The organism is Mycobacterium sp. ABE4_509 (assembly GCF_056160785.1).
The window spans coordinates 16,782-34,231 of record NZ_JBSWXU010000046.1; the positions used below are offsets into that span (position 1 = coordinate 16,782).

Consider the following 17,450-nt stretch of genomic DNA (forward strand, 5'->3'; position numbering starts at 1 on the left):
CCCTACCTCTGGGCGTTCATCTCCTCGACCATCCGGGCCGGGTCCACCTCGCGTACCGTCTCGGCCAGCGACCACTGGTGGCCGAACGGATCGCGGACGACGCCGTAGCGGTCGCCCCAGAACTGGTCCTCGAGCGGATTGACGACTGTTGCCCCGGCGTCCAGGGCCCGCTGGAAGCGGGCGTCGACGTCGGGTCCGTGCAGGTGGATGGTCACCGGCGTGCCACCCAGCGCGGTCGGGCTGCTCGACCGTCCGCCGCAGAACTCAGGGAAGTCGTCGTTGAGGAACACCCGGTGGCCGTTGATCGCGAAGCAGGCGTGCATCAGCTTGCCGCCCGGGCCGGGCAGCCGGAAGAGCTCCTCGGCGCCGAACGCCTTGGCGTAGAAGTCCAGCGCCGCGGCGGCGTCCTCGACGACGAGGTGCGGGACGAGCATCGGGGTGTTGTCCGGTTTCTGATCGGCCATGGGTTCTCCAAACGGATTGGGTCGGCATCCTGACGTGGTGTCGACTGCCCGCGGCCGCGAAACTCATCGCGGCGGCTCACCACACCCGGACGTAGTCCACCCTCATCTCGGCGGGATAGATGCCTGCGGCAGGGTCGCCGCCGCCGGACCCGGCCACCGCCAGGTTGAGGATCGGGAACATCTGGAAACCCGGGTCGTTGAATTTCCAGCCCGCGATCGAGCCGGCCGGCACGTCGAAATAGGGCGGCTGGCCGGGCATCGGGTCCTTCCAGAACCGCACGCCGAGCTCGTCCCACTGGCATCGCCAGGTGTGCCACTGGTTGTCGACCTCGATCGGATGGTTGGCCGCGGCGGTGCCGTACAGATTGGCGTGCACGGTGCTCCCCGGTCCCCACATGCCGTTGCCGAACCACTCCATCACGTCGATCTCGCCGCCCTGGCCGGGGACGTCGTTGAGCATCCACCACGCCGGCCAGCAGCCGGGGGTCAGGCAGTCCAGCTTGATCCGGGCCTCCCAGGTGTGGCCGATGCCGCCTCGCCAGGTGCCCGAGATCTTGCCGCTGACATAGGTGGGGCGTTCCGGGGGTCCTTCTCGGAGGGCACGGATGACCAGGTTGGAGTTCCCGTCGAGGAACACCGTGCGCCGGTCGTCGCGGTACTGGCCCATGTTCTCCGGCCGGTCCCAGAACACCGGGTTACGGATAGTCTCGCGCTCCGTCGAGACGATCCAGCGCCCCGGATCCGGCGCGGCCCCGGGTGGACCGTCGAATTCGTCGGAGAACAGCACGCCACCCGCGGGTTCGGCGTCGGGAAATATCGGCTGGGCGTGCACCGTCACAGGCAGCGCGGCCAGCCCGAACGGGACGGCCGCGCCCAACCCGGCCAGCGTCAGCGCACGGCGGCGGTCGATGTCGGTCACAGCCTCACAGTAGGGCCGCTCGGCTCAGATCACGGAGAATCCGGCAGGTAGTGTCGCGCGGCTCGGCGACCGGCCGTCACGGCCGGTTCAGCTGGTCCCACCCGGCGACCGATTCCGGGCTGCGCGGGCCGGGGCCCACATAGATCGCCGATGGCCGGACCAACTTGGCCAGGCGCTTCTGTTCCATGATGTGTGCGCACCAGCCCGCGGTGCGGCCACAGGTGAACATCGCGGGCATCATCCGCGGCGGGACCTGGGCGAAGTCGAGGATGACCGCCGCCCAGAACTCGACGTTGGTCTCGATGGCACGGTCCGGGCGGCGCTCACGCAGTTCGGCGAGCGCGGCCTGCTCGACCGCGGCGGCCACCTCGTAGCGCGGTGCGGCCAGCCGCTTCGCGGTGGCCCGCAGCACCCGTGCCCGCGGGTCCTCGGCGCGGTAGACGCGGTGGCCGAAGCCCATCAGCTTCTCGTTGCGGTCCAGGATGCCCTTGACGACCGCGCGGGCGTCACCGGTCCGTTCGGCCTCCTCGATCATCGGGATGACCCGTGCGGGCGCGCCGCCGTGCAGCGGCCCGCTCATCGCGCCGATCGCGCCGGACAGCGCGGCGGCCACATCGGCGCCGGTCGAGGCGATGACCCGGGCGGTGAACGTCGAGGCGTTCATCCCGTGCTCGGCGGCGCTGACCCAGTAGGCGTCGATGGCCTCGATGTGACGCGGGTCGGGCTCCCCCTGCCAACGGGTCATGAACCGGGCGGTCACGGTCTGGCATTCGTCGACGGTGCGCTGCGGAACCGCCGGCTGATAGATCCCCCGGGCCGACTGTGCGACGTAGGACAGCGCCATCACCGAGGCCCGGGCCAGCTGGTTGCGGGCGGTTTCGTCGTCGATGTCGAGCAGCGGGGGATAGCCCCAGATCGGCGCCAGCATCGCCAGCCCGGCCTGCACGTCCACACGCACGTCGCCGCTGTGGATGGGCAGCGGGAACGGCTCGGCGGGGGGCAGCCCGTGCCCGAAGCGCCCGTCGACCAGCAGCCCCCACACGTCGCCGAAGGTGACGTGGTGCGCGACCAGGTCCTCGATGTCGACGCCGCGGTAGCGCAGCGCCCCGCCGTCCTTGTCCGGTTCGGCGATCTCGGTTTCGAACGCCACCACGCCCGCCAACCCGGGGGCGAAATCCTTCGGCACCGCAGTCATGGGCCGATTCTCGCATTCGGCCCGGGCCGCTGGACCGGCAGTGCGGGGATCGGCCCGACCGGCCGGGCGGACCCCGCGTAGCGTTGTCACGTGGGCACTTCCGATCATCTCGCGGGCATGCGGGTGGAGTACGGGTCAGTGGAACAGGACGGCAGCGCCGACCTCGAGGCGGACTGGCTCGGTCCGGAACCCGCCACCGGGTGGGTGACCCTGTTGCAGTCGTGGCTGGCCGAAGCTCGCGAGGCCGGTGTCGCCGAAGCGAACGCCATGGTCGTGGGCACCGTCGACGCCGAGGGAAGACCCGTCACCCGCACCGTGTTGTGCAAGAGCGTGACCGAAGACGGCATCTCCTTCTACACGAACTACGACTCCGACAAGGGTGAGCAGCTGGCGGCCAGCCCGTACGCGTCGGCGACGTTTCCCTGGTACCAGCTGGGCCGGCAGGTGCACGTGCGCGGCCCGGTCACCAAGGTGTCGGCGCAGGAGACGGCCGACTACTGGGCCCAACGCCCGCGCGGCTCCCAGCTCGGCGCCTGGGCCTCGGCGCAGAGCCGGCCCATCGGGTCGCGGGAGGCGCTGCTGCGTGGCCTGGCCGAGGTCACCGAGCGTTTCGCCGGCCTGGACGAGGTCCCCGTTCCCCCTCATTGGGGCGGCTATCTGATCGCACCCGAGGTGATCGAGTTCTGGCAGGGCCGGGAGAACAGGCTGCACAACAGGATCCGGGTGCGCGGCACGGCGGTCGAACGCCTGCAGCCCTGAGTGTGAGTGGCCGTCCGCCCCGCCTGCGGGGCCGACTTCTCGCCGACACCACCCCGCTGCAGACGCCGGATTTCCGGCGACTGTGGCTGGCCGGGATCGTCACCGTCATCGGCGCGAACCTGACGATCTTCGCGGTGCCGGTTCAGCTGTATGCGCTGACCCAGAACTCGCTGTATGTGGGGTTGTCCGGCCTGTTCGCGCTGGTGCCGCTGGTGGTCTTCGGGCTGTGGGGCGGGGCCTGGGCCGATGCGATGGACCGGCGGCTGCTGCTCATCATCACCTCCGTCGGGCTGACGGCGGCCTCGGTACTGCTGTGGCTGCAGTCGGCGATCGCGCTCGACAACGTGTGGGTGGTGCTGAGCCTGCTGTCGGTGCAGCAGGCCTTCTACGCGGTCAACTCGCCGACCCGCGCGGCGGCGATCCCGCGGATGATTCCCGGCGGGCAACTGGCCGCCGCGAACGCACTCAACATGACCGTCACGCAGTTCGGCGCGATCGTCGGCCCGCTGTTGGCCGGGCTGATGCTGAACTGGGTCGACCTCTCGACGCTGTATCTGATCGACGCGATCACCTGTCTGGCCGCGATCGGGGCATCGGTGCGGCTGGCCCCGATCCCGCCGTCGGGGTCCGGTGGCGGCGGGGGCTGGGGATTCGCCGCGGTGTTCGACGGGTTCCGCTACCTGGCGGGCAACAAGGTGATCCTGATGTCCTTCGTCGTCGATCTGATCGCGATGATCTTCGGCATGCCGCGGGCCCTGTTCCCGCAGATGGCGCACGAGAGCTTCGGCGGTCCCATCGACGGGGGGACCACGATGGCGCTGCTGGCGGCGGCGATGTCGGTCGGGGCGGTGGCCGGCGGGGTGTTCTCCGGTTGGCTGCCCAAGGTCCGAAGACAGGGGCTGGCCGTGGTGGTGGCGATCGTCGCCTGGGGGCTGGCGATGGTGGGGTTCGGTCTGGTCAGCGGCCTCGCGTCCGGCACGGCGGGGCTGATGTTGTGGTTCGCGCTGGCTTTCCTGGCGCTCGGCGGGGCCGCCGACATGGTTTCGGCCGCGTTCCGCTCGACGATCCTGCAGCAGGCGGCGTCCGACGAGTTGCGGGGTCGGCTGCAGGGGGTGTTCATCGTGGTGGTGGCCGGTGGCCCGCGGCTGGCCGACACCCTGCACGGTGCCGCGGCGGCCGCGGTCGGCACCACCGTCGCCGCGGCCGGCGGTGGGGTGCTGGTGGTGGTCGGGGTGGTGATCGCGGCCCTGGCCGTGCCCGCCTTCGTGCGGTACCGCGTCACCGGTGCCGGCGGGCTGTGACCGGCTGTGCGTGCCGTCCGGCCCGGGCTGATCCTCATTCGTTTCACAGGCCCAGGGGTTAGAGTCCCGAGGTGGCCGACACGAGGGGGGAGCCCGCGCCGGGCCTGCGCGAGCGCAAGAAGCGCCGGACCCGCGCCACGTTGATCGACGCGGCGGTCGAGCTGTGTGACCGGCAGGGGTTCGAGCGCACCACGGTGGATCAGATCGCCGCCATCGCCGACGTCTCGCCGCGCACCTTCAGCCGCTATTTCGCCACCAAGGAAGCGGTGGCGCTGGCGCTGATCGACGAGCTGCTCGAGCACGTCGCCGACCACCTCGCCCACCAGCCCGCGGACCTGGACCTCTTCGCAGCCCTGCGGCGCGCTTACATCGGGATGGCCGAGGAGAGCAAACGGTCCACGCGGGCCGGGTTCACCGCCGATCGCCTGTTGCAGATCCTGCGGATCGTGGTGGCCTCGCCGGCGCTGCGGAATGCCGCGGTCGAGTACCGGGCGAACCCCGTCGACATGGTGGTGGCGCAGCGGCTGGGTGTCGGTGTCGATGACCGCAGGGTCAAGCTGATCGCCGCGGTGTGGGGGGCGCTGATGCTGACAGCGCTGCAGGAGGCCACCGGCGAGATGACCGACGCCGCATCGGTGACTGTCGATGATGTCATCGGGGTGTTCGAAGCCACCTATGACGCGTTCGTCGGCGAGATCGCCCCGCTGCGTCAGGTCGTCTGACCCCGGCTGCGCCCCCCGCGGGCGTGACTGCTGGAATGGGACTACCTTCTTCTAGACAGACTCTGTGACTTCCGGATAGACCCGATCGACAGCGAAGGGATCCCAGTGGCCGATAACGCCGAAGCCGGGCAGCAGCACGCCATCCTCAATTACCCCGGTGGCGAGCTCGAACTCGACATCGTCAAAGCTACCGAGGGAGCCGACGGCATCGCGTTGGGGTCTTTGCTGGCCAAGACCGGTTACACGACCTTCGACGGCGGCTTCGTCAACACCGCGTCCACGAAGTCGGCCATCACCTACATCGACGGTGACGCCGGGATCCTGCGCTACCGGGGGGTGCCGATCGAGCAGTTGGCGGAGAAGTCGACCTTCATCGAGGTCAGCTACCTGCTGATCTACGGGGAACTTCCGACGTCCGAGCAGCTGGAGAAGTTCACCCACCAGATCCAGCGGCACACGATGCTGCACGAGGACCTCAAGCGGTTCTTCGACGGTTTCCCCCGCAACGCCCATCCGATGCCGGTGCTGTCCAGCGCGGTGAACGCGCTGAGCGCCTACTACCAGGATTCGCTGGATCCGTTCGACCCGCAGCAGGTGGAACTGTCGACCATCCGTCTGCTGGCCAAGCTGCCCACCATCGCGGCCTATGCCTACAAGAAGTCCGAGGGGCAGCCCTTCCTGTACCCGGACAACTCGCTGACGCTGGTGGAGAACTTCCTGCGGATGACGTTCGGTTTCCCCGCCGAACCCTACGAGCTCGACCCCGAAATGGTGCGTGCGCTGGACATGCTGTTCATCCTGCATGCCGACCACGAGCAGAACTGTTCGACCTCGACGGTCCGGTTGGTGGGTTCGTCGCAGGCCAACCTGTTCACCTCGATCTCCGGCGGCATCAATGCGCTGTGGGGGCCGCTGCACGGCGGCGCCAACCAGGCGGTGCTGGAGATGCTCGAGCAGATCCGTCAGGACGGCGGCGACGTGGAGACCTTCGTGCGCAAGGTGAAGAACCGCGAGGACAACGTCAAGCTGATGGGCTTCGGACACCGGGTGTACAAGAACTACGACCCGCGTGCGCGCATCGTCAAGGAACAGGCCGACAAGATCCTGGGCAAGCTCGGCGTCAACGACGAGCTGCTCGACATCGCCAAGTCGCTCGAGGAGATCGCGCTCACCGACGACTTCTTCGTCGAGCGCAAGCTCTACCCGAACGTGGACTACTACACCGGCGTGATCTACCGCGCGATGGGCTTCCCCACCCGGATGTTCACCGTCCTGTTCGCGCTGGGCCGGTTGCCCGGGTGGATCGCGCACTGGCGCGAGATGCACAGCGAGCCGAACAAGATCGGCCGCCCGCGCCAGATCTACACCGGCTACACCGAGCGCAACTACATTCCGCTCGGTTCCCGCTAGGGCGCACCGGCACGGTGCGATGTTTCTCACCGTGCCGTGGTTTGCTCTCCCAAAGGTTGTAGTTTCACAATCGTTGAGTGAGTGACACCGTCGGCGCGCTGACCGCCAGGCGCAAGGCCATCATCCTGGTTTCCTGCTGCCTGAGCCTGCTGATCGTGTCGATGGACGCCACCATCGTCAACGTCGCGCTGCCGTCGATCCGCGCCGACCTGGCGGCGACCCCCGCCCAGCTGCAGTGGGTGGTCGACATCTACACGCTGGTGCTGGCCTCCCTGCTGATGCTGGCCGGCGCCGCCGGTGACCGCCTCGGCCGCAGGCGGGTGTTCCAGACCGGGCTGGCGGTGTTCGCCCTCGGCTCACTGGCCTGCAGCCTCGCGCCGACGATCGAAACCCTCATCGCCGCCCGGCTCCTGCAGGGTGTCGGCGGCTCGATGCTCAATCCCGTTGCACTGTCGATCATCTCGCAGATCTTCACCGGCAGGGTGGAACGGGCCCGAGCGCTGGGCGTGTGGGGAGCGGTGGTCGGCATCTCGATGTCGCTGGGCCCGATCGTCGGCGGCCTGCTCATCGAGACCGTCGGGTGGCGCTCGGTGTTCTGGATCAACCTGCCGATCTGCGCGGCGGCCATCGCGCTGACCGCGGTGTTCGTCCCGGAATCCAGGTCGGCCACGATGCGCAGTGTCGACCCGATCGGCCAGCTGCTGGCCGTGGTGTTCCTGTTCGGCGTGGTCTACACCCTCATCGAGGGGCCCGCGCTGGGCTGGTCCAACCCGCGTGTCCCGATCATCGCCTGCGTCGCCGCCGCCGCATTCGCCGCCTTCCTGGGCTATGAGTCGCGTCGTGCGGACCCCTTCCTCGATCTGCGGTTCTTCCGGAGCATCCCGTTCACCGCCGCAGTGATCAACGCGGTCAGCGCGTTCGCCGCCTGGGGCGCGTTCCTGTTCATGATGTCGCTGTATCTGCAAGGCGAGCGCGGCTTCTCGGCCATGCACACCGGCCTGGTCTATCTGCCGATCGCCGTGGGTGCGGTGCTGTTCTCACCGCTGTCGGGGCGGCTGGTCGGCCGCTACGGCGCACGGCCCTCGCTGGTGGCGGCCGGCACATTGATCGCCGGGGCCTCGGCGATGCTGACCTTCCTGACGGCGACGACGCCGGTGTGGTCGCTGCTGATCGTGTTCGCCGTGTTCGGCATCGGGTTCTCCATGGTCAACGCGCCCATCACCAACTCCGCGGTCAGCGGGATGCCGGTGGACCGCGCCGGGGCGGCCTCGGCGGTGACCTCGACCAGCAGGCAGGTGGGGGTGAGCATCGGTGTGGCACTGTGTGGTTCGGTGGCCGGAGCGGCGATGACCGCGGGCGGAGCCGGGTTCGCCGCAGCCGCGCACCCGCTGTGGTACATCTGCATCGGGCTGGGGCTGGTGATCCTGGCCACCGGTCTGTTTTCGACCTCGCGGCGAGCGATGCGTTCGGCTGACCGGCTCGCACCGCTGATCGGTACGGCGCTGGCCACCGCGGAGGCCGCCCATGGCCGGTGAGCACAACGCCGACGACGTCTGGCGCGACCTGGTCGCGTTCGTGCTCGACCACCGCGACGGCTGGCGGCGGGCCGTGGTGGAGCGGTCGGGGTTGCCGTTCAGCAGGATTCGCGTACTCAAGAGGTTGAGCCGGGCCCCGATGTCGGTCAAACAGCTCGCCGAGGCCGCGACGATCGACGCGCCGGCCGCCACCGTCGCGGTCAACGATCTGGAAGAACGCGGCCTGGTGGTCCGGCGGGTGGATCCGGCCAACCGTCGCTCCAAGGTGGTGTCGCTGACCGAGGCGGGGCGCGCCACCGTCGCAGCGATCGCCGATGTCGGCGACCCCGCCCCCGCCGCGCTGGCCGCGCTGCCCGAGGAACAACTGGCGGCGTTGCGCCGGATCCTCGACATGCTGGGCCCGCACTGACTTGCCCGGGCGGTCAACCGCCGGCTGCGCTCACCGCGTCGTCGATACGCGTCTCTATTGCGGTCGCGATGTCATCGGCCTGGGTCGCCGGGCCGTCCTGGCGCTTGCAGGCCTGCACGTCGACGATCACGTTGGATCTGGCCGCCAGGACGTGCTGGCAGGCGTGGCTGCTATCACCGCTGGCTCGGGTGGAGGGGATAGAGAGTCTGGTGTCGGTCTGCTCGAGGTCTCCACTGCGCCAGCTGGGCAGTGACCTGTCGTTCAGCGTGATGTTCACCGTGTGGTTCGTGCACTCCGACCACCGTGTGGCCGAGGCGGAAAGGAACTCTTTGGCTGCCGCCGGGGACTCGTAGAGTACGACGGATTGCACGGCGATGGCGTCCCAGTCGTCGATGTCGGGCTGTCGCAGCATCTGCTGGCGCATGGCTTGCCAGTTGTCCGGGCCGCGTTCGGCGTAGACAGCAGCTTCGGCAACCTGCCATACCCCGAGACAGTTCAGATTCGGCAGTAGGTTCCTGTTGTCGCTCATCGCGTCGACGGGCTCGAGCGGTGTCATGTCGGCGCCCATCAACGCGTCGATGTCGCTGGTCCCCAACAGCAGCGAACCCACCGCAGAGGTCCCGACGATTGTCGGAGGAGAGGCCGGGGTGGGTTGCGGCGCCGACGCCGCACCGCACCCGCTCAGCGAGAGGGCAAGCAGGGGTGCCCAGAAGGCCGACCGCTTCATCGGGCCGCTCGGGTCACGCGTGGGTGCCGGCCGCTGCGCAGGCCAGCTGCACCGCATAGGCGTCGTTGTTCATCTCGGCGACCGTGGTGTCGAGTGTCTCGCCGGTGCCGCGCAGCCCCATCTTGACGAGGAGCTTGGTGGCGCTCAGCGACCAGGAGCGCATCGGGCCGGCGATGTCCGGGGCCAGTCCCGGCATGTTCGAGGCCGAAAGCGCCTCTGCCGCACCCTCGCGGAGTGCCGTGCGGCCCAACGTGTTGCTGGTGCGGACCACATCTCTGTATTCGGGTTGCTCGTAGGTTTCGAGAGCCTGGGCGAAGTTGTCGTAGTAGACCGCTGTGCCTTGGAGGACGACCGAATAACGTCGGCACGCTGCGACCGCCGCCGGATCGGCGTCATCGGCGATTGGCGCGCCGATCAGGACCTGGCCGGCACGGGGGGCGTCGGCAACCGGATCGTCAGTTGCCGGCACACCGTCAGGCTCAGCTGACGCGGTGGCTGCGAGGCAGAGACTCGAAGCGAGCAAGGCCGCGCACGACACCGTGGCCGGCGTCCACCGCGTGGCTGGCGATGCCATCGAACCTCCTCGGCCAGTGCGTTCATGCCGATATGCCGACATCTTTGGTCTGACGGATGAAAGGTAGCGGATCGAACAGCACTGCACCGGATGGGCCGTGACGCTTCCGTTATTTTGGCATGCACAATTTGTTCTCCGTTTACTCCTCGGCAACTGGGCAACTGAATACTTCCTCGCGTCGAGTACTTGCTTGGGCTAAGAGTTGTTTGCCAAAGCCAAGTTGCTAGGTGAGTGTCTGGTCGTTCAAAACCGAGAGGCCGGTATGTCGGTTCGTTTTGCTGCTCTTCTGGTTGCCTGCGCACTGTCGGTGACGGCGGTCCCGCTGGCGTCCGCGCAACCGCCAGTGCCCCCGCCGGCCCCGGTGCCGCCCGCACCGGTGGGCTCGGTGCCGTCCGGGCCGGCCGGGGTCCTCGACACCCCCGATGGTTGGCGGCTGACGGTCACCGGAAGCGACGAGTCCCATGTCCCGGTCGCACCCTTGACAACGGCGATCACCTCGCGCGAATACCTGATCAGTGGCACCTACACCGCGGAGATCACCGGAGAGGGAACCACGGCCCTGAAGGGCGGAACGCTCGAGGCCGGTCAGCAGATCGGGTGCGGGATCATCAACGAAGAGTACGAAATCAACCCCAATGCCTCGTTCACGCCCTCGATCAACGTGCCGTTCGTAGGGTCGCCACTGTTCGCCTTCGGAGCCTCGCTGGAGGGCAAGGTCTATCTGTCTCCGGGTGTGACGAACACGGTGGCCATCGAAAAGAAGTCCTTCAAGGGGAAGACGGCACGTGTGTCCATCAACGGCGTCCGGGTCAAGGTCGACCAGTGTGCCGGTCAGTCATTCATCCGTTCGTACGCGACGTTGGTGAGTTCGACGGACAACACCGACGATGTCATCAGCTATCTCGGTGTCACCACGGCATTCTGACCGCGACGAACCCGTGTCCGACAACTTCGAACCCCTTCGATGAGAGGCATCTCACCGCCATGCTGAAACGTCCTGTGGCTCTGGCCATGTGTGCTCTCGCCGTATGCGCGACGGTCGCCGCATCACCGGTGGCGTCTGCTCAGCCGGCCCCTCCGGGCCCGTTGCCGCCGACCCCCGGCGACGCTGCGCCGCCGCCCCCGCCGGACAACGGATTGGTGCCGTCGGGCGCCCCCGGCACGGTGATCACGCCGGACGGCTGGACACTCACCGTCGTTGCTTCTGATGAAACGCAGCTTCCGGTGGCACCGCTGACCACCGCGACGTCCTCACGCGAATATCTGGTCGGGGGCACCTTCGCCGGAGCGGTTTCCGGGAATGGAACCACCGAACTGGATGGCGGCACACTTGATGTCGGCTACCAGATTGGTTGTGGCGCCGAATTGAAGCAGATGCGGTTGATCGGCCAGGCCGGTCTCGGCGACTCGGGTATTGCGTTCGACTCGGTCATACCGGGCGGGCTGTCGGCTCCGATGACGGGCAAGATCGAGATCCACCCGTTTCCCGGCAAGGTGACCCAGGTGTCGGTCAACAAGAAGACCTACAAGGAGGCTCCGGTCCGCGTGACGCTCAAAGACATCCACATCAAAGTCGACGGATGCCTCGGCCAGTCGTTCATCCGGTCGTACGCGACGTTGTCCAGTTCGACGACCGACACCAGCGACGTCGTCGCCTACTACGGCGTCACCAAATCGGTGTGAGCCCGCTCATGGGGCCCCCGGCACTGGGGATGGCTTTCTGCGCAGCGCTCGCTGGCGTCACGGTCGCTTTCGCTGCGGCCGCGGCGGCTGACCCCGGTGCGCCTGCGCCGGTCGATCCGGTGATACCCACCGGACCGCCGGTTGGGGACGCGCCCGTGGCGCCGCCCCAGCCTTCGGGGCCGGCCATCCCCGGTCTCGGCGTGCCGCTGGGCATCGGGGGCCTGGGGTTGCCCCCGGACACGGTAGGCCTGGACCCGACGACCGTGCTGGGCCAGCAGCCGGTCCCGTCACCGCCGGGCATGGGGCCGGGGACCCCGCCGCCCCTGTCGATCTTCAACAATGCCTACACCCCGCTGCCGCAGTACGTCGAACCCTCGGCGCCGGGCCAGGGCGTGCCCTTCGGCGTCGAGCCGGGCCAGGAGAACACCGCCATCGCGCGGTCGGAATGGTTCGGCAGTTGGATCGACCTGTACCGCGACGGTCGGCTCAGAGGAGGCATGCTCGGCCAGATGCCCGAGTCGCAGCTGGGCCAACCGTTGCCCGGTACTGCGCCACCACCCGGGACGAACCTGCCGCCGGGCCTGGTCGATCATCTTCCCGAGCCGGCCCCCGAGCAGGTGCAGCTGCCTGCGGAGCCTCCGGTCGGCTAGCGGCTCGACCGGGGACACGGTCTGCCGCGGACGCAATGCCAACCAGTCAATGTCGCGCCGCGCGGCAATCGCAAGGCTGACGCAAGAGGCCCCCTCCCCTGGAAGGGGGCCTCCACCGGGTTGCGCGGTGGTTACTCCGACTCGGCCTCGGCCGACACGTCGTCTTCGGATTGTGCGGCATCGGCGTCGTCGCTATCAGGAGCATTGCCGTGCGACCTGGCGCCGGGACCCCGTGACGAATCGGGGACGTCGGTCTGCTCGATGTCCGCATCCTCCCCGGAATCATCGGCAATATCCGTTGTGTCCTCGAGCTCTTCGTCGGAGTCGGTCTCCGGTTCGGGCTCGACGTCATCGACGGACTGCTCGTCGTCGGAGATGTCCACGGAATCTTCGCCTGACTCGACGTCATCGGCCGCGCCGGATTCGACTGCGTCTGGATCGGTCGCCCGAAGCTGCGTGTCGTCGGAACCGGCGGACTCGCCGTCCACTGCGGGTGCACCCGCCGCGGCCTTCGCATCGTCGGCGGCCGCGGTCGCTTCGAGCGGGGCCGCTGAAACGATGGCGCCGCTGATCTGCGCTTCCTCGTCGGAGGATCCCTGTCCACCGATCAGGCTGAAAGCCTGCTGGAAAAGCGACACGTCATAGGCGATCTCGTCGCGGATCGTGGTGAAGATCTCCGGAATAGCGGTGCCGAGGTTGTTGATCACCGAATTGACGTAGTCAGGGATCTTCTCGTCTTCGTTGACCAGTACGAGGGAGGCGATCGAGACGGGAAGCAGTGCGGCCATCAGGAAGTCGGTGAACGCCGCGCCGACGGCCGAGGTGATGGCGAAGGCGTTGTGGTATGGAAATGTGGCGAGCTCCACCAGCAGCTGGATGGGGTTGTCGGCGTCGGTGAGCACCGCATCTGCTTGCGCGGTAGTGACCTGTTTCTGGGCGTTCTCGGTTTCCTCGACAGCGGAAGCCCCTGGGTTGAACAGGGCGGCGAACAGGCCGATGTCGTAGCGGATCTCGTCCTGGATCGCAGTGAAGATCCCCGGGATCGCGCCGCGGAGATTGGTCAACACCTGGTCGACGTAGTCGGGTATCTTCTCGTCTTCGTCGACCACCACGAGGGAGGCGATCGAGAACGGGAGCAGCCCGGCCATCAGGAAGGCGGTGAAGGCGTCACCCACCGCCGAAGTGACGCCGTAGATGTTGTGGTAAGGGAACGTGAGCAGCTCGATCGCCAACTGCAGCGGATTGGTGCCCAGGGCGAGCGCGGCGGAACTCCCGACCCCCGGCGCGTTGTCCTGCCACACAATCACGGCATCCGAGACCAAGCGCAGCGTCGCCGGCACCGGGTCGAACAGTGCGGGGTCGGCGGCGGTGTGCGGCGACGACGCATCCAAGACCGTGGGCGGAATCTCGGTTGCCGCGGCCTGCGGCACCCCTGCGGACATCACGATGCAGGCCGCGGACATCAGCCCGAGGAGCGATTTGCCAACAGGTACGTGCATGGGGGCCGCCTTCGACGCAGTCAGGTTAGCTGTGGTGCTCAATCTATCGCCCGAGCCGACCTGGACCCTGGTTGGAATGCAACGAAAAAGCTAGCGGCAGGTGAACAGTTGGAGATTTGCGGGGAGCCTGCCGGGCAATGCCGTCAGCCGCCGCGCGCCGTCGGTGCGCGCAGGTTCTGCAGCACCGCCATCGCGGCGTTGTGACCGCCGATCCCCGACACGGCCCCACCTCGCCGGGCTCCGGACCCGCACAACAGGATCCGGTCATACTCGGTGCTCACCCCCCAGCGCTGCGCAGGGGTACTCAAGGGCTCGTCGTCCGCGGCGAGCGGCCACTGCAGTGCCCCGTGGAAGATGTTGCCCCCGGTCATTCCCAACGTGTTCTCCAAGTCGGCCGTGGTCTGCGTTTCCAGACATGGCCGCCCCTTCGCGTCACGCATCACGAGATCCTGAACCGGCTCGGCCAGAACAGAGTCCAGCGAATCGAGGACCGACGATGTGAGCTGGGCGCGGATGTCTTCCGGATCGGCTGATGTGGTCAGACGATGTGGTGTGTGCAACCCGAACACCGTCAGTGTGTGGGCGCCGGCTGCCCGTAACTCGTCGGACACGATGGTGGGGTCTGTCAGTGAATGGCAGTAGATCTCGAGCGGTAGCGGATCGGGCAGCCGGCCGGCCTCGGCGCTCGTTCGGGCCGATTCGAGTTGGGAGAAGGCTTCGTTGACGTGGAAGGTGCCGGCGAAAGCCCGTTCGGCGGTCATCTCGGTGTCGTGCAGTGCGGGTAGCCGGGACAACATCATGTTGACCTTGACCTGCGCGCCGGTGGCCAGTGGGCGGGGTGGCGCGCCGAGGAGGCCGTCCAGTTTCGCGGGCGTCACATTGGCCAGGATCACCGCGCCGTGCACCCGGTGAACCTCGTCGTGGGTGCGGTAGCGCACCTCGCCGTCCGAGTCTACCGCGTAAACCTCGGCGCCGGTGATGATTTCGGCCCCGAAGCTGGTGGCCGCGGCAGACAGCGCACCGGTGACCGCGCCCATTCCGCCGACGGGGACCTGCCATTCGCCGGTTCCGCCGCCGAGCACGTGGTAGAGGAAACACACGTTCTGCACCAGCGACGGATCGTCGAGTGCGGCGAAGGTTCCGATGAGCGCGTCGGTGGCCAGCACCCCACGCACCAGATCACTGCGTACCGCTTCGCGAATGATCTGGCCGATCGGCTCGCTGCTCAGCCGGCGCCAGAAGCCGAGAGCGCCGCCGTCGCCGGCTGTCATGGCCCGCTCGACGGCGCGACGGGTGGGCAGCGGCCCGGTCAGCGTCGGCCACAGTCGCTGGGCCACCGTCCGGCAGCGGAGCGCTAAGTCCGCGAAGGGCGTCTCGTCGTCGGCCGCGCCGATCTCGGCGAAGGTGTGCGGCGGACCGATCAGCAGGCCGGTCGATGGATCGGCCGGATCAGGGGTGTAGGACGAGAACCGGCGCCGGGCCAGCCGGATGCGCAGGTTCAGGTCCTCGATGATGCGGCTGGGCAGCAGGCTCACCAGGTACGAATAGCGCGACAGCCGGGCCTCGACCCCGTCGAACGCGTGCACCGAGACCGCGGCCCCGCCGACGTGGCCGAGTCGCTCCAGCACCAGCACCCGGCGTCCGGCGCGGGCCAGGTAGGCGGCCGCGACCAGGCCGTTGTGCCCGCCGCCGAGGACGACTGCGTCGTAGTCCGATTGCGTCAGCTCAAGTAGCCTTCGACCTCGTCGGGTGGCCGGATGCGGGCCTCCTGTGGATCCCTACCCGTCTCGCGGAGTGCGCGGCGCTGCCGCAGCAGATCCCAGCACTGGTCGAGTTGGATCTCGATCGTGCGGAGCCGGGCATGTTCTTCGTCTTCGTCGATCTCGTGGCGCTGCAGCTTGGCGCGCAACTCCCGCTCCTCGGCGACCAGCCGGTTCACCTCGGCGAGGAATTCCTGGTCTTTGCTCACCCGTCCAGTCTGCCCGACTACCGTGGGTGTCGTGACGCAGAATTCCGCGGACAAGCCCGAGATCGATTTTCCCGACGGCCCGGCCCCCACCGAGCTGGTGACCGAGGACCTGATCGTCGGCGACGGCGCCGAGGCGGTGCCCGGGGCCAACGTCGAGGTGCACTACGTCGGCGTCGAGTACGACACCGGTGAGGAGTTCGACAGCTCCTGGAACCGCGGACAGTCGATCGAGTTCCCGCTGCGCGGGCTGATCCAGGGCTGGCAGGACGGAATCCCCGGCATGAAGGTCGGCGGCCGGCGCAAGCTGACGATTCCGCCCGCCCAGGCCTACGGGCCGGCCGGCGGTGGGCATCGGCTCTCCGGCAAGACGCTCATCTTCGTGATCGACCTGCTGGCTACCCGTTGATCTGAGCTTCCTCAGGGCTGGAACAGGATTCCGTCATCGGAGGCGGCCCTCATCAGCTGTGGGATCGTCAGCGTCCCGTATCCGGTGTGCACCGGCCCCCGGGCCGACCCCAGCCAGGGCACCACACCGGGGTCGGGGACCACGTCGAGGTGATAGGCCTGCACACCGGGCAGGTGGTACTGGAAGAAGTTGCCGAGGAAATCCACCAGGAACACCAGGCTGCCGATGATGCTCCTGCCCCACAGCGCGGAGGCGTTCTGCAGCGGGTAGGCGGCCGCCGGGTCGCCGATCATCACGATCGGGCCGTAGTGCGGTTTGCTTCCGCCTCCGGGCACATAGCGCGGCATGAACGGCTGCAGGCCGGGTAGATCGGTGGCCAGAATCGGCGCGGCGCTGCCGTATGTCCCGATGTTGACGAACATCGAGTCGGCGCCGTTGCCCGGCACGACCGTGTTCATGCCGGGCGTCTCGAATCCGATTCCGGCAAGGCCGATCTGCTGTGCGACGTACTGGGCCTCCCAGCCGCCGAGCGAGTGGCCCGTGACGAAGATGTCGTCGGTGTCGTAGCCCTGCTCGGCTGCCTCGGCCTGCACCCGCCGGGCGAAGTGCAGGGCGTCGTGGAACGCCAGCGGCGTGGTCGGCGTGAAGATCACCTGCATGTCGGCCAGCACCTGACTGACCGTGATCAGCGGGTTGAACAGCAGATGGGTCCCTCCGGTGGTGCCCTGGTAGGAGATGATGATCTGCTGCTCGGGTGTCGTCCAGACTTTGGCCACCATGCCGGAAAAGATGTTGGTCGAAGACATCTGGAATCCGTCCACGGTGAACGGCACCAGTCCGCCGGGGGTGGTTCCGAGGCCGTAACCGGCGGCCGACGCGTTGAGGAATTGGGCCACGGTCGGGGTCGGGGCCGTCGTGGGGCCGGTATAGGTCAGCGTCGGAATCACCGGTTGCACGGCCGGTTCCCGGTCCAGCCCGATCAGCCGCTCCAGTTCCCGGAACGCGGCGAACAGCAGGTCGTTGATCGGCGCGAGGGTGATCGGGCTTTGGGGTCCGTCCGCCGATGTGGTGAAGCCGAACGCCTGCAGCACGTCGTTGACCAGACGTCCGGGCAGTTCGAGCAGTTCGGCGAGCGGGGACAGCGGCTCGGGCGCGCTCGGCGCGGTCTGCGCGGCGGTGCTCGCTTCGGCGACCAGGACCAGTGCCGGCGTCGCGCTGTCCGCCGGGT

At 68.1% G+C, this 17,450-nt stretch carries 18 protein-coding genes and 1 pseudogene; 10 read left to right on the forward strand and 9 right to left on the reverse strand.

What is annotated here, in order from left to right:
* Nucleotides 1-2 precede the first annotated feature (2 nt).
* The 3 genes from ACXAID_RS12450 to ACXAID_RS12460 all read right to left on the reverse strand — a co-directional run bounded on the left by ACXAID_RS12450 (nucleotide 3) and on the right by ACXAID_RS12460 (nucleotide 2,578).
* On the reverse strand, nucleotides 3-464 hold the full coding sequence (locus tag ACXAID_RS12450) for a VOC family protein (RefSeq protein WP_475022524.1): 462 nt from the start codon (nucleotides 462-464) through the stop codon (nucleotides 3-5).
* A gap of 76 nt (nucleotides 465-540) precedes the next feature.
* Nucleotides 541-1,374, reverse strand: coding sequence for a glycoside hydrolase family 16 protein (locus tag ACXAID_RS12455; protein WP_475022539.1), 834 nt, complete (start codon nucleotides 1,372-1,374; stop codon nucleotides 541-543).
* 85 nt (nucleotides 1,375-1,459) lie between these two features.
* Nucleotides 1,460-2,578 carry a citrate synthase 2 gene (locus ACXAID_RS12460; RefSeq protein WP_475022525.1) on the reverse strand — a complete coding sequence of 373 codons (1,119 nt, stop codon included), beginning with the start codon at nucleotides 2,576-2,578 and terminating at the stop codon, nucleotides 1,460-1,462.
* Nucleotides 2,579-2,695: 117 nt separating this feature from the next.
* Between ACXAID_RS12460 and pdxH the strand changes: the two genes are divergently transcribed.
* The 6 genes from pdxH (at nucleotide 2,696) to ACXAID_RS12490 (ending at nucleotide 8,714) form a co-directional block, all read left to right on the forward strand.
* A complete protein-coding gene (gene pdxH / locus ACXAID_RS12465; RefSeq protein ID WP_475022540.1) occupies nucleotides 2,696-3,337 on the forward strand; it encodes a pyridoxamine 5'-phosphate oxidase in 642 nt (213 codons plus the stop codon).
* 23 nt (nucleotides 3,338-3,360) lie between these two features.
* Complete coding sequence (locus tag ACXAID_RS12470; RefSeq protein ID WP_475022541.1) at nucleotides 3,361-4,638, forward strand: MFS transporter; 1,278 nt, start codon at nucleotides 3,361-3,363, stop codon at nucleotides 4,636-4,638.
* Between the two features lie 71 nt (nucleotides 4,639-4,709).
* Nucleotides 4,710-5,360 (forward strand): TetR family transcriptional regulator, encoded by a 651-nt coding sequence (locus ACXAID_RS12475; protein ID WP_475022526.1) that lies wholly within the window; start codon nucleotides 4,710-4,712, stop codon nucleotides 5,358-5,360.
* Nucleotides 5,361-5,465: 105 nt separating this feature from the next.
* A complete protein-coding gene (locus ACXAID_RS12480; RefSeq protein ID WP_475022527.1) occupies nucleotides 5,466-6,770 on the forward strand; it encodes a citrate synthase in 1,305 nt (434 codons plus the stop codon).
* 77 nt (nucleotides 6,771-6,847) lie between these two features.
* A complete protein-coding gene (locus ACXAID_RS12485; RefSeq protein ID WP_475022528.1) occupies nucleotides 6,848-8,305 on the forward strand; it encodes an MFS transporter in 1,458 nt (485 codons plus the stop codon).
* Nucleotides 8,295-8,714, forward strand: coding sequence for a MarR family winged helix-turn-helix transcriptional regulator (locus ACXAID_RS12490; protein WP_475022529.1), 420 nt, complete (start codon nucleotides 8,295-8,297; stop codon nucleotides 8,712-8,714). The genes ACXAID_RS12485 and ACXAID_RS12490 overlap by 11 nt, the downstream gene beginning before the upstream one ends.
* Nucleotides 8,715-8,727: 13 nt before the next feature.
* Here ACXAID_RS12490 and ACXAID_RS12495 read toward each other — a convergent pair whose 3' ends face one another.
* Together ACXAID_RS12495 and ACXAID_RS12500 are read right to left on the reverse strand one after the other, a co-directional pair.
* Nucleotides 8,728-9,324 carry a sensor domain-containing protein gene (locus tag ACXAID_RS12495; protein WP_475022530.1) on the reverse strand — a complete coding sequence of 199 codons (597 nt, stop codon included), beginning with the start codon at nucleotides 9,322-9,324 and terminating at the stop codon, nucleotides 8,728-8,730.
* 130 nt (nucleotides 9,325-9,454) lie between these two features.
* On the reverse strand, nucleotides 9,455-9,910 hold the full coding sequence (locus ACXAID_RS12500; RefSeq protein ID WP_475022531.1) for a hypothetical protein: 456 nt from the start codon (nucleotides 9,908-9,910) through the stop codon (nucleotides 9,455-9,457).
* 367 nt (nucleotides 9,911-10,277) lie between these two features.
* Here ACXAID_RS12500 and ACXAID_RS12505 point away from each other — a divergent pair, with 367 nt between their 5' ends.
* From ACXAID_RS12505 to ACXAID_RS12515, 3 genes are all read left to right on the forward strand, one after another.
* Nucleotides 10,278-10,940, forward strand: a complete 663-nt coding sequence (locus ACXAID_RS12505) for an MspA family porin (RefSeq protein ID WP_475022532.1) — start codon at nucleotides 10,278-10,280, stop codon at nucleotides 10,938-10,940.
* Between the two features lie 59 nt (nucleotides 10,941-10,999).
* Nucleotides 11,000-11,698, forward strand: coding sequence for an MspA family porin (locus ACXAID_RS12510; protein WP_475022533.1), 699 nt, complete (start codon nucleotides 11,000-11,002; stop codon nucleotides 11,696-11,698).
* 155 nt (nucleotides 11,699-11,853) lie between these two features.
* Complete coding sequence (locus ACXAID_RS12515; protein ID WP_475022534.1) at nucleotides 11,854-12,348, forward strand: hypothetical protein; 495 nt, start codon at nucleotides 11,854-11,856, stop codon at nucleotides 12,346-12,348.
* A 131-nt stretch (nucleotides 12,349-12,479) separates the two neighbouring features.
* Here the strand turns inward: ACXAID_RS12515 and ACXAID_RS12520 are convergent, their stop codons facing one another.
* The 3 genes from ACXAID_RS12520 to ACXAID_RS12530 all read right to left on the reverse strand — a co-directional run bounded on the left by ACXAID_RS12520 (nucleotide 12,480) and on the right by ACXAID_RS12530 (nucleotide 15,816).
* On the reverse strand, nucleotides 12,480-13,847 hold the full coding sequence (locus ACXAID_RS12520; RefSeq protein WP_475022535.1) for a hypothetical protein: 1,368 nt from the start codon (nucleotides 13,845-13,847) through the stop codon (nucleotides 12,480-12,482).
* A 143-nt stretch (nucleotides 13,848-13,990) separates the two neighbouring features.
* Nucleotides 13,991-15,571, reverse strand: coding sequence for a phytoene desaturase family protein (locus ACXAID_RS12525; RefSeq protein ID WP_475022542.1), 1,581 nt, complete (start codon nucleotides 15,569-15,571; stop codon nucleotides 13,991-13,993).
* Complete coding sequence (locus tag ACXAID_RS12530; RefSeq protein ID WP_475022536.1) at nucleotides 15,568-15,816, reverse strand: DUF2630 family protein; 249 nt, start codon at nucleotides 15,814-15,816, stop codon at nucleotides 15,568-15,570. Before ACXAID_RS12530 ends, ACXAID_RS12525 begins: the two co-directional genes overlap by 4 nt.
* Nucleotides 15,817-15,847: 31 nt before the next feature.
* Here ACXAID_RS12530 and ACXAID_RS12535 point away from each other — a divergent pair, with 31 nt between their 5' ends.
* Nucleotides 15,848-16,222, forward strand: coding sequence for an FKBP-type peptidyl-prolyl cis-trans isomerase (locus ACXAID_RS12535; RefSeq protein ID WP_475022537.1), 375 nt, complete (start codon nucleotides 15,848-15,850; stop codon nucleotides 16,220-16,222).
* An 11-nt stretch (nucleotides 16,223-16,233) separates the two neighbouring features.
* On the opposite strand, the pseudogene ACXAID_RS12540 reads toward ACXAID_RS12535, so the two are convergent.
* Nucleotides 16,234-17,450 (reverse strand): annotated as a pseudogene (locus ACXAID_RS12540) (hypothetical protein); the annotation flags it as partial.

Bases quoted from the DNA above. Each gene is read 5' to 3' on its own strand.
- ACXAID_RS12450 (WP_475022524.1), bottom strand. From the start codon at position 464: ATGGCCGATCAGAAACCGGACAACACCCCGATGCTCGTCCCGCACCTC.
- ACXAID_RS12460 (WP_475022525.1), bottom strand. From the start codon at position 2,578: ATGACTGCGGTGCCGAAGGATTTCGCCCCCGGGTTGGCGGGCGTGGTG.
- pdxH (WP_475022540.1), top strand. From the start codon at position 2,696: ATGCGGGTGGAGTACGGGTCAGTGGAACAGGACGGCAGCGCCGACCTC.
- ACXAID_RS12490 (WP_475022529.1), top strand. From the start codon at position 8,295: ATGGCCGGTGAGCACAACGCCGACGACGTCTGGCGCGACCTGGTCGCG.
- ACXAID_RS12505 (WP_475022532.1), top strand. From the start codon at position 10,278: ATGTCGGTTCGTTTTGCTGCTCTTCTGGTTGCCTGCGCACTGTCGGTG.
- ACXAID_RS12510 (WP_475022533.1), top strand. From the start codon at position 11,000: ATGCTGAAACGTCCTGTGGCTCTGGCCATGTGTGCTCTCGCCGTATGC.
- ACXAID_RS12520 (WP_475022535.1), bottom strand. From the start codon at position 13,847: ATGCACGTACCTGTTGGCAAATCGCTCCTCGGGCTGATGTCCGCGGCC.